At 71.9% G+C, this 12,400-nt stretch carries 9 protein-coding genes and 1 pseudogene; 3 read left to right on the plus strand and 7 right to left on the minus strand.

The window, feature by feature from the left end:
- Nucleotides 1-9: 9 nt before the first annotated feature.
- The 4 genes from B072_RS0110535 to B072_RS0110550 all read right to left on the minus strand — a co-directional run bounded on the left by B072_RS0110535 (nt 10) and on the right by B072_RS0110550 (nt 5,009).
- Nucleotides 10-2,088, minus strand: a complete 2,079-nt coding sequence (locus B072_RS0110535) for a PTS fructose transporter subunit IIABC (protein WP_018529902.1) — start codon at nt 2,086-2,088, stop codon at nt 10-12.
- 106 nt (nt 2,089-2,194) lie between these two features.
- The gene (gene pfkB / locus B072_RS0110540; protein WP_018529903.1) at nt 2,195-3,142 is read right to left on the minus strand and encodes a 1-phosphofructokinase; all 948 of its coding nucleotides are present in this window, start codon (nt 3,140-3,142) and stop codon (nt 2,195-2,197) included.
- 29 nt (nt 3,143-3,171) lie between these two features.
- Complete coding sequence (locus B072_RS0110545) at nt 3,172-3,933, minus strand: DeoR/GlpR family DNA-binding transcription regulator (protein ID WP_018529904.1); 762 nt, start codon at nt 3,931-3,933, stop codon at nt 3,172-3,174.
- 311 nt (nt 3,934-4,244) lie between these two features.
- The gene (locus tag B072_RS0110550; RefSeq protein WP_018529905.1) at nt 4,245-5,009 is read right to left on the minus strand and encodes a glucose 1-dehydrogenase; all 765 of its coding nucleotides are present in this window, start codon (nt 5,007-5,009) and stop codon (nt 4,245-4,247) included.
- A 181-nt stretch (nt 5,010-5,190) separates the two neighbouring features.
- On the opposite strand from B072_RS0110550, the gene B072_RS0110555 reads away from it, so the two are divergent.
- Nucleotides 5,191-6,378 carry an ABC transporter substrate-binding protein gene (locus B072_RS0110555; protein WP_018529906.1) on the plus strand — a complete coding sequence of 396 codons (1,188 nt, stop codon included), beginning with the start codon at nt 5,191-5,193 and terminating at the stop codon, nt 6,376-6,378.
- Nucleotides 6,379-6,505: 127 nt separating this feature from the next.
- Here the strand turns inward: B072_RS0110555 and B072_RS0110560 are convergent, their stop codons facing one another.
- Complete coding sequence (locus B072_RS0110560) at nt 6,506-8,008, minus strand: MFS transporter (RefSeq protein ID WP_018529907.1); 1,503 nt, start codon at nt 8,006-8,008, stop codon at nt 6,506-6,508.
- 41 nt (nt 8,009-8,049) lie between these two features.
- On the opposite strand from B072_RS0110560, the gene B072_RS0110565 reads away from it, so the two are divergent.
- Complete coding sequence (locus B072_RS0110565) at nt 8,050-9,093, plus strand: helix-turn-helix transcriptional regulator (protein WP_018529908.1); 1,044 nt, start codon at nt 8,050-8,052, stop codon at nt 9,091-9,093.
- A 94-nt stretch (nt 9,094-9,187) separates the two neighbouring features.
- Here the strand turns inward: B072_RS0110565 and B072_RS0110570 are convergent, their stop codons facing one another.
- Nucleotides 9,188-10,198 carry a sigma-70 family RNA polymerase sigma factor gene (locus B072_RS0110570; protein ID WP_026245669.1) on the minus strand — a complete coding sequence of 337 codons (1,011 nt, stop codon included), beginning with the start codon at nt 10,196-10,198 and terminating at the stop codon, nt 9,188-9,190.
- Between the two features lie 445 nt (nt 10,199-10,643).
- Nucleotides 10,644-11,156: pseudogene (locus B072_RS0110575) on the minus strand (GNAT family N-acetyltransferase); the annotation flags it as partial.
- 98 nt (nt 11,157-11,254) lie between these two features.
- On the opposite strand from B072_RS0110575, the gene B072_RS0110580 reads away from it, so the two are divergent.
- Nucleotides 11,255-12,340, plus strand: a complete 1,086-nt coding sequence (locus tag B072_RS0110580) for a questin oxidase family protein (RefSeq protein WP_018529911.1) — start codon at nt 11,255-11,257, stop codon at nt 12,338-12,340.
- The last annotated feature ends 60 nt before the right edge of the window (nt 12,341-12,400 follow it).

The following is a 12,400-nucleotide window of genomic DNA, read 5'->3' on the forward strand; positions in this document are numbered from 1 at the left end:
CGGGGTGGTTCAGACCGCGGCCGGAACCTTCGTCTCCGTGGCGGCGGGGGCCGAGGCACCGGTGTCCGCCGCCGCCCCGTCGCCCTTCGGCGCTTCCTTGCGCATCCCCTTCAGTACGACCACCAGCGCGGCCGAGACGCAGACTCCGGCCGCGACCGCGACCAGGTAGAGCCAGGGGTTGCCGATCAGCGGGACCACGAAGATGCCGCCGTGCGGAGCGCGCAGGGTGCAGCCGAAGACCATCGAGAGGGCACCGGTGACCGCGCCGCCCGCCATGGACGCGGGGATGACGCGCAGCGGGTCCGCCGCGGCGAACGGGATCGCGCCCTCCGTGATGAAGGAGGCGCCGAGGACCCAGGCCGCCTTGCCGTTCTCCCGCTCGGAGCGGGTGAAGAGCTTGCCGCGCAGGGTGGTGGCCAGGGCCATCGCCAGCGGCGGCACCATGCCGGCGGCCATCACGGCGGCCATGATCTTCAGCGAGCCGTCGGTGGGGTCGGCGAGGCCGCCGACCGCGAAGGCGTAGGCGACCTTGTTGAGCGGGCCGCCCAGGTCGAAGCACATCATCAGGCCGAGCAGCGCGCCGAGCAGCAGGGCGTTGGCGCCGGAGAGGGAGTCGAGCCAGTCCGTCAGGCCGCTCTGGAGGGAGGCGATCGGCTTGCCGATCACCACGAACATCAGGAAGCCGACCGCGATCGACGAGAGCAGCGGGATCACGACCACCGGCATGATGCCCCGCAGCACGGCCGGCACCCTCACCTTCTGGATGGCCATGACGACGCCGCCCGCGATGAGACCGGCGGCGAGACCGCCGAGGAAGCCCGCGTTGACGGTCAGCGCGATCGAGCCGCCGACGAAGCCGGGGACGAGGCCCGGCCGGTCCGCCATGCCGTACGCGATGTAGCCGGCAAGGACCGGGACCAGGAAGGCGAACGCCGCCTGGCCGGTGTAGAAGAGCAGCGCCGCCCAGCTCGTCGACGAGGTCCAGTCGAAGCTGTTGAGCAGCGTCTGCACCTTGACGTCGGTGATCTCGTAGCCGCCGATCGCGAAACCGAGCGCGATGAGCAGGCCACCGGCGGCGACGAAGGGCACCATGTAACTGACGCCTGACATAAGCCACTTGCGGAGCTTCGTCCCGTAACCGTCCCCAGCTTCCCCGGAGTTGTCCACAGGTGTGGATATCTCTCCGCCTCCGGCAGGTCCGGTGATCTCGCCGCGGGCCGCCTTCTCCCGTACCTCCGCGATGAGTTCGGCGGGGCGGTTGATGCCGGCCTTCACGCCGACGTCGACCGTCGGCTTCCCCGCGAAGCGTTCCTTCTCGCGTACGGGGACGTCGTGGGCGAAGATCACGCCGTCCGCCCCGGCGATGACGGCAGGGTCGAGGCGGGTGAATCCGGCGGAGCCCTGGGTCTCGACGACGAGCTCGACCCCGTCGGTGTCGCGAGCCGTGTTCTCCAGGGACTCGGCCGCCATGTAGGTGTGGGCGATGCCGGTGGGGCAGGAGGTGACGGCGACGATCTTGAACGTGGCCGTGGCCGTCGCCGCCGCCGTCGCCTCTGTCGCCGCCGTGGCCGCCGTGGCCTCCGTGGCCTCCGTGGCCTCCGTGGCCCGATCGGGGGCGGCCGGCGCCTCCTGGGAAGCCTCCTCGTCCCCGCGGATCAGTGCCGCCGCCTGCTCCGCGTCGGTCGCCGCGCGCAGTGCCGCCTTGAAGTCCTCGTCCATCAGCTGGCGGGCCAGGGAGGACAGGATCGTCAGGTGCGCGTCGTCCGCTCCGGCGGGTGCCGCGATGAGGAAGATCAGGTCGGCCGGACCGTCCGGGGCGCCGAAGTCGATGCCGTGCGCCGCGCGGCCGAACCCGAGGGTGGGTTCGGTGACGTGGGCGCTGCGGCAGTGCGGGATGCCGATGCCGCCGTCGAGGCCGGTCGGCATCTGGGCCTCCCGCGCCGCGACGTCGGCCAGGAAGCCGTCGAGGTCGGTGACCCGGCCGAGGGCCACCATGCGCTGCGCCAGCGAACGGGCCGCCGCGTCCTTGGTTTCTGCGGACAGGTCGAGATCGACCAGGTCCGCGGTGATCATCTGGGCCGTGGTCATCGCGGGCTCCTTTGCCTACACGTCTGCTGGGTGGCTACTTCGGTGGCAGGTGCGGGTGCCGGGGTGGCGGGTGCGGGGCCGGCGGGTGCGGGGCGGGTGCGGTCCATCACGTCACCGGTTCCGTCAGGGCGCGGTCCAGCGGAACCTCCGCCGTCAGCGCCACCGCGTCCGGCCTCAGGTCCGCCGGGGTCGGCATCGCACTGCCCGGCAGCTGGACGGCCGCCGCGCCGTGGGCGACCGCCGAGGCCAGGGCCTTCGGCCCGGTGCCGCCCGCGATCAGGAATCCGGCCAGGGACGAGTCGCCGGCGCCGACGTTGCTGCGTACCGCGTCGACCGGGGCGCTCGCGAACCACGTACCGGACGCGTCGACCAGGAGCTGGCCGTCGGCGCCGAGCGAGGCGAGGACGGCGGCCGCGCCCGACTCCCGCAGTTCCTCCGCCGCCTTGACCGCGTCACCGATCGTGGCGAGCGGGCGGCCGACGGCCTCGGCGAGCTCCTCGGCGTTGGGCTTGACGACGTCGGGGCGCTCGCGCAGGGCGGCGAGCAGTGCCGGGCCCGAGGTGTCGAGGGCGATCCGGGCGCCGGCCTCGTGCGCGCGGGCCACCAGGGCGGCGTACCAGGAGGGTTCCAGGCCGCGCGGCAGGCTGCCGCAGCAGGCGATCCAGTCGGCGCCCGCCGACTTCTCCCCCACCGTGGCCAGCAGCGACTCGGCTTCCCCCGGCGTCAGTTCGGGGCCCGGGGCGTTGATCTTCGTCAGCGTGCCGTCCGGCTCGGCGAGGGCGATGTTCGAGCGGGTGTGGCCCGCGACCGGGACCGGGGCGACCTCGATGCCCTGACCGTCGAGGAGCTCGGCGACCAGGGCGCCGGGGGCCCCGCCCAGAGGCAGCACCGCGAGGGTGGGGGCGCCGGCGGCGGCCACCGCCCGGGAGACGTTGACGCCCTTGCCGCCCGGGTCCATGCGCTCGCCCCTGGCGCGCACCACCTCACCGCGGTCGAGGCCGGGGACCTCGTAGGTGCGGTCGAGGGAGGGGTTGGGGGTGACGGTGAGGATCATGCCGGTGTCCAGTGCTGGGGTGCGGGGATTCATACGCGGGCGACCTCGGTGCCGCCCGCCTCGATCGCGGCCGCGTCCTCGGGGTCGAGGCCGGTGTCCGTGATCAGCAGGTCCACGTCGGTGAGGTCGCCGAACCGGGCGAAGTGCTCCTGGCCGTACTTGCCGGAGTCGGCGAGCAGCACGACCCGGCGGGCCGCGGCGACGGCGACGCGCTTGACGGCGGCCTCGGCGAGGTCGGGGGTGGTCAGTCCGGCCTCGGCCGAGAAGCCGTTGGCCGCGAGGAAGACGACGTCCGCGCGGATCTCGCCGTACGCGCGCAGCGCCCAGGCGTCGACGGCGGCGCGGGTGCGGTGGCGGACCCGGCCGCCGATCAGGTGGAGCTGGATGCCGGGGTGGTCGGCGAGGCGGGCCGCGGTGGGCAACGAGTGCGTGACGACCGTCAGTTCGGACTCCAGCGGCAGCTCGGCCGCGAGCCGGGCCACCGTCGAGCCTGCGTCGAGGACGACGCTGCCCTCGGCCGGCAGCTCGGCGAGCGCGGCGCGGGCGATGCGGTCCTTCTCGTCGGCGGCGGTGGACTCGCGCTCGGCGAGGTCGGGCTCGAAGTCGAGGCGGCCGGCCGGGATGGCTCCGCCGTGCACGCGCCGGACGAGTCCGGCCCGGTCCAGGGCCTTGAGGTCGCGCCGGACGGTCTCCGCGGTGACCTGGAAGACCTCGGCCAGGGACAGCACGTCGACCCGGCCGCCGTCCCGCGCGAGACGGAGGATCTCCTGCTGACGCTCCGGTGCGTACATGTCCGTCTACCTGTGCCCTCGTCTTCGAGTGTGCCCGAATCTGTTGCTCTCCTGCGAGGCTACGGCCGCCCTCTCGTAAAGTAAACAGGATCGGGCACTGGACAGACACAAACGGGCATTGGTCCTGCGCAGCACATGCCGAAGGGCCCGGCTCTCCGCACGGGGGCGGGGAGCCGGGCCCTTCGATCGGGCTCGACGGGGCTCGACCGGGCTCGACCGGACCCCATCCGGCCCGGCCGGGCGCAATCGGACGCAATCGGACTCAGAGGCCTCAGGGGCCTCGGGGGCCTCGGTCGTGAGTGCCCCGGCCGCTATCGGCCCAGCACACTGCTCACCGTCGGCCCCGTGGTCCAGCCGCCGTCCACGGCCAGTTCGGCGCCGGTCACGTACGCGGCGTCGTCCGACAGCAGGAACACCACGGCGCTCGCTATCTCCTCGGCCTCGCCGACCCGGCCCATCGGGGTGCCCGGGTAGCCGCCGTCACCGCGCGGGATGCCGAGCCGGGCGGTCATCGGGGTGTACGTCATGCCGGGGTGCACGGAGTTCACGCGGATCTTCGCCGTGCCCTGCTCCACCGCCGCGATCTTGGTCAGGCCGCGCACGGCCCACTTCGACGCCCCGTACGAGGACGTGAGCGCGAGCCCCATCAGACCGGCGGCCGACGAGATGTTGACGATGGAGCCGCCGCCCGCCTCCCGCAGCACCGGGATGACCGTCCTCATGCCCGCGAAGACGCCGACCAGGTTGATGTCGACGACCTGGCGGAAGTGCTCGACGCTCTCCTCCTCCAGCGGTGAACCGGTGGATATCCCGGCGTTGTTGACGAGGCCGTGCACCCCGCCGAACTCCTGGACGGCGTGGGCGACGGCGGCCTGCCACGCCTCTTCCGAGGTCACGTCGAGCCGCACGAAGCGCGCCCGCTCACCCAGTTCGGCGGCGAGCGCCCCGCCCTCGTCGTCGAGCACGTCACCGATGACGACGGCGCCGCCCGCGGCCACCACACGGCGGGCGATCTCGGCGCCGATACCGCGGGCTCCGCCGGAGACGAGGACGGTCTTGCCGGTGAGGTCGTTCATCAGGGCTCCACTTCGCTGGGGTTGCCACACCTGCCGATGAGTCAGATTATGCCCACATGGCAAAATGTGCCACCATCGCGGGCGACCGTTCCACCCACAACAGAACAGCGGGGCAAGCGCGATGCGTCGACGGCGGTTTCTTCTCCAGACGGCGGGTCTGACCGGGGCGGGGACCCTGGCGATGAGCGGCTGCGGCGCCGACGACGCCACCGTCACCCTGAACCTGCTGCTCGCGAGCTACGACGGCACCGTCGGCACCTCCATCGAGGACCGGTGGGACGCGGCGGTGAAGGCGTTCGAGGAGAAGCACCCGGACATCCGGGTCGCGGTGGAGCGCGTCCCCTTCCTCAAGCTGGACGCCACGCTCGCCCGCCGGGTCAAGGACGGCCGCGCTCCCGACATCTCCGAGGGCAACTTCTTCGCGGCGTACGCCGAGGACGGCAGGCTCTACCCGGCCGGCGAGCTCTTCGACGTGCCCGTGCAGGCGAACTTCATCGACTCGTTCGCCGACGCGGGACAGGTCGACTCCGTCCAGTACGGCATCCCCACCCAGGCCAGCGCCCCGCGCCTCTTCTTCAACGCGGCCCTCTTCGAGCAGGCCGGACGGAGCGGGGCGCCCACGTCCTGGGACGAACTCCACTCCTGCGCACGGGCGTTGCGGAGAATCGGCGTCGCCACGCCCTACGCGCTCACCTTCGGCCCCGAGGCCGCGGAGGACGAACTGCTCGCCTGGCTGCTCGCGGGCGACGGCGGCTACTCCTCGGCCACCGGCTACGCGTTCGTCTCCGCCGAGAACGAGGCGACCCTGACCTGGCTGCGCGACCGGCTCGTCGGCGAGGGCCTCGCGGGCACCGACCCGGCGAAGCTCACCAGGACGCAGGCGTACGCGCAGTTCCTCCAAGGGAAGGTCGGCATGCTCCTCGCCCACCCGGTGCTGCTCGGCGCCGCCCGGCAGGCGGGCCTGAAGTACGCCACCGCGGCCTTCCCCAAGCGGGACGGCGAAGGGGCGGCTCCCCCGGTCGGGCTCAACGACTGGCTGATGGCGTTCAGGGCGAACGGCCGCCGCGCGGAGGCCAAGACGTTCCTGACGTTCCTGTTCTCCTCGCCGGCCGCGCGGACCTACGGGACGGGCACCGGCACGCTGCCGGCGACGGTGAGCGACTCGGAGGAGCTCGGCGAGGACCGCTCGCAGCGCGAACTGTGGCCTTTCGTGCGCCAGTTGCCGGATGCGGAGTTCCATCCGGTGGGCCTTGAGTCGTGGCCCACGGTGCGCTCCGCGATACGGGAGCGGATCGGCTCCGCGGTGACCTCCGGTGGGCGGCCGCGGGATGTGCTGGAGGCGCTGGACCGAGTGGGGTCCAGCGCCTGAGGGCCAGCGCCGTTCGTTGAGTTGTTTCGTTGCCGGGTGGCGGCCGGTGGGGCTTCTCGCGCCCCGCGGCGGAGCCGCTGATCGACACGACCCCGCGCCCCTGAGACATGCGTCAGGGGCGGGAGTTCTACACCAGCTCGGGCTCGCGGGCCGGCTGATCGGCTTCCGCCGTCTCGCCGTCCGCGCCCACGGCCGGCTTGCTCGGCAGCGCGAACATCAGCAGGAAGATGCCGACCAGGATGGCGGCCGCCCACACCAGCGCGCTGCGGAAACCGTCGACGAAGGCCGCGTTGCCCTGCGCCGCGTGGTCCTCGACGACGTTGAAGAAGACGACCGAGACCAGGCTGAGGCCCAGCGCGTTGCCCATCTGCATCACGGTGTTGATCAGCCCGGACGCCGAACCGGCGTGCTCGCGCGGCACTTCGGAGAGAACGGCGTCGGTCAGCGGGGCGACGATCAGGCCCATGCCGAGGCCCATCACGACGAGCGGCAGCGCCATCTGCCAGGAGGCGATGCCCAGTCCGTAGTGCCCGGCCTCCACCACGTAGATCAGCACACCGGCGGCCATCAGGAGCGCGCCCGCCTGCAGCACCTTGCGCCCGAAGCGCGGCACCAGCTTCTGTACGGAGATCCCGGCGGCGACCGAGACGGCGATCGAGAACGGCACTCCGGTCAGGCCCGCCCGCAGCGCGCTCCAGCCGAGGCCGATCTGCATGTACAGCGTCCAGGTCAGGAAGAAGATGCCCATGACGAGGCCGAAGACGGTCTGCACGGCGATGCCGGCCGCGAAGCTCTTCACCTTGAACAGCGAGAGCTCGATGAGCGGGGAGCCGTCGCGGCGCGTCTTCGCCCGCTCGTACGCGATCAGTACGGCGACGATCACGACGGACGACGCCATCATCACGTAGCCCCACAGCGGCCAGTCGTTCTCGTGGCCCTGGGTCAGCGGGTAGACGAGCGCCAGCATCGCGAGCGTGACGAGCACGACGCCGACGAGGTCCAGCTTGAGGGCCTTCGGCGCCTTGGACTCGGTGATGAAGCGGGAGCCGAGGATCAGCGCCGCGATGCCGACGGGCAGGTTGATCAGGAAGATCGGGCGCCACTCCAGACCCGCGATGTTCCACTGCGTGAGCAGCGCGCCGAGCAGCGGCCCGGTGACCGCGCCGAGCCCGACGATCGCCCCGAAGAGGCCGAAGACCTTGCCGCGCTCGTGCGCCGGGAACGTCGCGTGCACGATCGACAGGACCTGCGGCACCATCAGCGCCGCCATGCCGCCCTGCAGGACGCGGGAGGCGACCAGCATCTCCGGGTTCACGGCGAAGCCGCAGAGCGCGGAGGCGGCGGTGAAGCCCGCGATGCCGAGCAGGAAGAGCCGCTTGCGGCCGAAGATGTCACCGAGCCGGCCGCCCGTGATCAGCAGCGCCGCGAAGGCCAGCGCGTACCCGGCGGTTATCCACTGGATCTGCCCGGTGGTGGCGCCCTCGTCGTGCTGGATGGTGGGCAGGGCGACATTGACGATCGTGACGTCGACGAGGTCCATGAACGCCGCCGTCATCACGATGGCGAGCGCGAACCAGCGGCGGCGGTCGGCCCGGTCGGCCCCCGTGTCGAGTGCTGCGGTTGAGGTCATGGAACGACCGTAGAACCCATCTAGGTCAGATCCTGTCCTAGATGGGCGTCATCCTGATGAACATGGAGAACATGACGACGCACGGCACATCCAGTACGGACACACCGGCCCGGCTGCTCCAGCTCCTCTCCCTCCTGCAGACCCCGCGCGAATGGCCCGGCGGCGAGCTCGCCGACCGGCTCGGCGTCTCGCGGCGCACCGTCCGCCGCGACATCGACCGGCTGCGCGACCTCGGCTACCCCGTGCAGGCCACGCTGGGTGCCGACGGCGGCTACCGGCTCGTCGCGGGCAAGGCGCTGCCCCCGCTGGTGCTCGACGACGAGGAGGCGGTCGCCATCGCGGTCGGCCTGCGCGCCGGCGCCGGGCACGCCGTCGAGGGCGTGGAGGAGGCGTCGGTGCGGGCCCTCACCAAGCTGGAACAGGTGCTGCCGGGCCGGCTGCGGCACCGGGTGGCCACGCTCCAGGCTGCGACCATCCCGCTCACCTCGGGGGACGGCGCCACGATCGCGCCCGAGACGCTGACCGTGATCGCCTCGGCGACGGCCGGGCACGAGCGGCTCCGCTTCCACTACCGGGCGGCCGACGGCACGGACACGCGCCGCCTGGTGGAGCCGTCCGGCCTCGTCTCCACCGGGCGCCGCTGGTACCTCGTCGCCTACGACATCGATCGCGACGCCTGGCGGACGTTCCGGGTCGACCGGCTGACCGAGCCGTTCGCCACCGGCGCGCGGTTCGCTCCGCGGGTGGTGCCGGAAGGGGGTGCGGCGGAGTTCGTACGGCGGTCGGTGTCGTCGCGCGGCGCGGGCTCGTACGAGCTGGATGTGGAGTTCTCGGCGCCGGTGGATGTGGTCGCGGCTCGCGTGCCGGGTTCCGTGGGGGTGCCGGAGGCGTTGCCGGGCGGGGGGTGCCGGTTGCGGGCCAGCGTCTCCGATGCCGTGGAGTGGATGGCGGTGCGGCTGGCGACGACCGGGTTCGACTTTCGCGTCCGGGGCCCGGAGGAACTGATCGACGCCGTCAGGGAGTTGGGCAACCGCATGGTGCGGAGTGTCGATCAGGGGCGCGGGGAACTGCGCGCTCAGCCATAGAAAAGCCGCGGACGCGTCTGCTCATGTGCCCAGCAGATGCGTCCGCGGCTTTCGTCGTGGTTGCTCGCGCAGTTCCCCGCGCCCCTGTCGGGGCTCAGGCCGCCGCGTCGAACCCGGTGTCGCGGGCCAGCTTCTTCAGTTCCAGGAGCGCGTGCTTCTCGATCTGGCGGATGCGCTCGCGGGTGAGGCCGTGCTCCTTGCCGACCTCGGTCAGCGTGCGCTCCCGGCCGTCCTCGATCCCGTACCGCATCTTGATGATCGACGCCGTGCGCTGGTCGAGGCGCCCAATGAGGTCGTCCAGCTCCTCGCTGCGCAGCAGGGTCAGGACGGACTGCTCGGGCGAGACCGCGGAGGTGTCCTCCAGGAGGTCACCGAACTGGGTATCGCCGTCGTCGTCCACCGACATGTTCAGCGAGACCGGGTCGCGGGCCCAGTCCAGGACGTCGACGACGCGCTCCGGCGTCGTCTTGTCGAGCTCGGCGGCGATCTCCGCGGGCTCCGGCTCACGTCCGTGCTCGCGGTTGAACTCGCGCTGCACCCGGCGGATCCGGCCCAGCTCCTCGACCAGGTGGACGGGGAGGCGGATGGTGCGGGACTGGTCGGCTATGGAGCGGGTGATGGCCTGACGGATCCACCACGTCGCGTACGTGGAGAACTTGAAGCCCTTGCGGTAGTCGAACTTCTCGACCGCGCGCACCAGGCCCGCGTTCCCCTCCTGGATCAGGTCGAGCAGGGGCAGGCCGCTCCTCGGGTAGCGGCGGGCGACCGCGACCACCAGGCGCAGGTTCGACCGGATGAAGATGTCCTTGGCCTTCTCCGACGCCTCGACCAGCGCCTCCAGCTCCTCGCGGGACGCCTCGACGGCGGCCTTGCTGTCGGAGACCTCGCCGTCGAGTATCTGCTGGGCGTACACACCCGCTTCGATGGTCTGGGACAGCTCGACTTCCTTGGCGGCGTCGAGCAGCGGTGTACGCGCGATCTCGTCGAGGTACATACCGACCAGGTCGCGGTCGGCGATCTCCCCGCCTACGGCGCGAACACTGCGTGCCGCGACAGTCTCGCCGGAGGCGGCGGACTTACGACGGGCTACGGCACGGGTTGCCATGCGTGCTCCCTTGCGGTGGTAGGTCGGCTTGTACGCCCTTGAGGCGTCTCAGACGCCTTTCGGGTGCCCTGCTTCCGAATGAATCAACGCGTGGAATCCGGACAGAATTCCCAAGCCGCCCATCTTTTTTGTGATCATGCAGTACCCTGTCGCGCCGCACTGCGCGAGAAGGCCCGACGAGAGACCGTCGGAGACCACAGAGAAGCAGGTCAGGCCGTGGGTCACGAGTGACGTCACCCTCGCCCGCCGTCGGCTCTCTGCCACCAGAGACGGCTCCAGCGCTCTGATGGTTGCGCGTCCGGAGCCACCGCGGCGACCGCAAAGGTCACGAACGTCAGGGCCTTTCGCCCCGACTTTCCCGCCCGGATCGCCCTGCCTCCTCCCCGGGGCCCCGATCGAGATCCTTCTCCAGATCCTTCTCCAGGTCCTTCTCCAGGTCCTTCTCCAGGTCCTTCTCGAACCAGGCCACGTCGTAGTAGCGGCCGAACTTCCGCCCGACCTCCCGGTACGTACCGATCGGCCGGAAGCCGAAGCGGGCGTGCAGCCGTGTCGACGCCTCGTTGGGCTGGGTCACACCCGCGTACGCGCGGTGCACGTCCTCGCCCTCCAGTGCCTTGAACAGGGCCTCGTACAACTGTGTTCCGACACCGCGCCTGCCCGCATCCGGAGCGCAGTACACCGTCACTTCCACAGAGGTGGAGTACGCCGCCTTGGGGCGGAACGCGCTCGACGTCGCGTACCCCAGAACGCGGCCGCCCACCGTCTCCTCGGCGACGAACAGGCGGTGCGGTCCGTGGTCGGGGTGCGCGTGCAGCCACGGCCTGCGCGCCTCCGCCGTGAAGGGTTCGGTGTCGAAGGTGATCGGTGTCGTACGGACGTACTCGTTGTAGAGGTCGGTCAGCGCCTCCAGGTCCGCCTCGGTCCCGGGCCTGATCATCACCTCGGTCGCATCAGTCATGGCCAGAGGCTAGGCGAGTCCTAGGTCGTGACCTAGGGCCCGGCGCCTAGGGCCACAGACGGTTACGTGGCCTGCCCACGGGTGCCTACGGTTCCGCCATGACGACGGACACGGGCACGGACACAGGTACAGGTACAGGTACAGGTACGGGCACGGACACGAGCCGGAACACCGACGCCTCCGGCACCCTCGACGAGGCGCTGCAGCGGCTGCACGCCACCGGGCCCGAGCGGCTCGGGCGGCTGAGCAACCACGCCCCGATGGCGGTCGAGGCTCTCGCCGCGCGCGGCCGGGCCGGTTCGGTGCACCGCTGGCTGGACCTGTACGCGCCCAGGCTGGAGGAGTTCCCCGACCCGGTGGAAGCCGTCACGGCCGTCAACTGGCAGGAGGCGCTGGGCGATCCGCGCCGCGCGGCGGACTGGATCGCCTTCTTCTCGCGGGAGATCGAGGAGCGCCCGTGGCCCGAGGTGCTCGCCGAGTGGTGGCCGCGGCTGCTGCCCGGTCTGTACGGGGCCGCCACGCATCCGGTGATCCGCGTCGGCCACGCCGTCCGCACCCTGCTGTCCACCGAGCCGACCGCACCGCGCATCGCCGAACTCGCGCACGGGCTCGGCTACTGGGCCGCCCGGCACCGCCCGGTCACCGGTCTCACCGTGCTGCCGGGCACCGGCGACGACCCGGCCGCCGCCCTGGACGCGGTGCCGCCGATCACGGACCGCGACGGCGGCTTCCCCGCACGGCTCGCCCGGGTCACGGCCCTGCCGGTGTGGGCGCGCTCGGTGACCGATCCGGACGAGGCCCGGCGCCGGCTCACCGCACTGGTCCGTGCGGCCACCCACCGGTACGCCACCCATGGCCACGGCGAGGAGACGATGCTGGTCCACGCGGCGACCGCGCCCAACGCCGTGCTGCGTGTCCTGCCCGCGCTGCCCCGCCCCCTGTGGGTGCCGTCCCTGGCCGCCGCGTGGACGGCTTCGGCGGCGGTGACCGCGATGTACGCGCCGGACGCGCCCGTCGCCTACGAGCCGCCGGGCACCTTCAGCGCCGAGGAGGTCGTCGAGCGGGCGCTGGCCCACGGCGACGAACACGTCATCAAGTTCACGGACACCGCGCTGGACGTCGGTGACGAGACGGCCCTGAGCGCGGCGCTCCGGTCGATCGAACTCAGCGCGCCGCTGGTCTGACGGTCACGCCGGCGGCTGCGGGCCACGCGACAGGAACCCGGCGGGCGCGACCGCCCCCTC

This window comes from Streptomyces sp. HmicA12, from assembly GCF_000373565.1.
Classification (GTDB): Bacteria; Actinomycetota; Actinomycetes; order Streptomycetales; family Streptomycetaceae; genus Streptomyces.

What these genes read in the sequence shown, in the direction of transcription:
- B072_RS0110535 (WP_018529902.1), bottom strand. Translation starts at nt 2,088, where the DNA reads ATGACCACGGCCCAGATGATCACCGCGGACCTGGTCGATCTCGACCTG.
- B072_RS0110555 (WP_018529906.1), top strand. Translation starts at nt 5,191, where the DNA reads ATGAGCGGCTGCGGCGCCGACGACGCCACCGTCACCCTGAACCTGCTG.
- B072_RS0110570 (WP_026245669.1), bottom strand. Translation starts at nt 10,198, where the DNA reads ATGGCAACCCGTGCCGTAGCCCGTCGTAAGTCCGCCGCCTCCGGCGAG.
- B072_RS0110545 (WP_018529904.1), bottom strand. Translation starts at nt 3,933, where the DNA reads ATGTACGCACCGGAGCGTCAGCAGGAGATCCTCCGTCTCGCGCGGGAC.
- B072_RS0110560 (WP_018529907.1), bottom strand. Translation starts at nt 8,008, where the DNA reads ATGACCTCAACCGCAGCACTCGACACGGGGGCCGACCGGGCCGACCGC.
- B072_RS0110565 (WP_018529908.1), top strand. Translation starts at nt 8,050, where the DNA reads ATGGGCGTCATCCTGATGAACATGGAGAACATGACGACGCACGGCACA.
- B072_RS0110580 (WP_018529911.1), top strand. Translation starts at nt 11,255, where the DNA reads ATGACGACGGACACGGGCACGGACACAGGTACAGGTACAGGTACAGGT.
- pfkB (WP_018529903.1), bottom strand. Translation starts at nt 3,142, where the DNA reads ATGATCCTCACCGTCACCCCCAACCCCTCCCTCGACCGCACCTACGAG.
- B072_RS0110550 (WP_018529905.1), bottom strand. Translation starts at nt 5,009, where the DNA reads ATGAACGACCTCACCGGCAAGACCGTCCTCGTCTCCGGCGGAGCCCGC.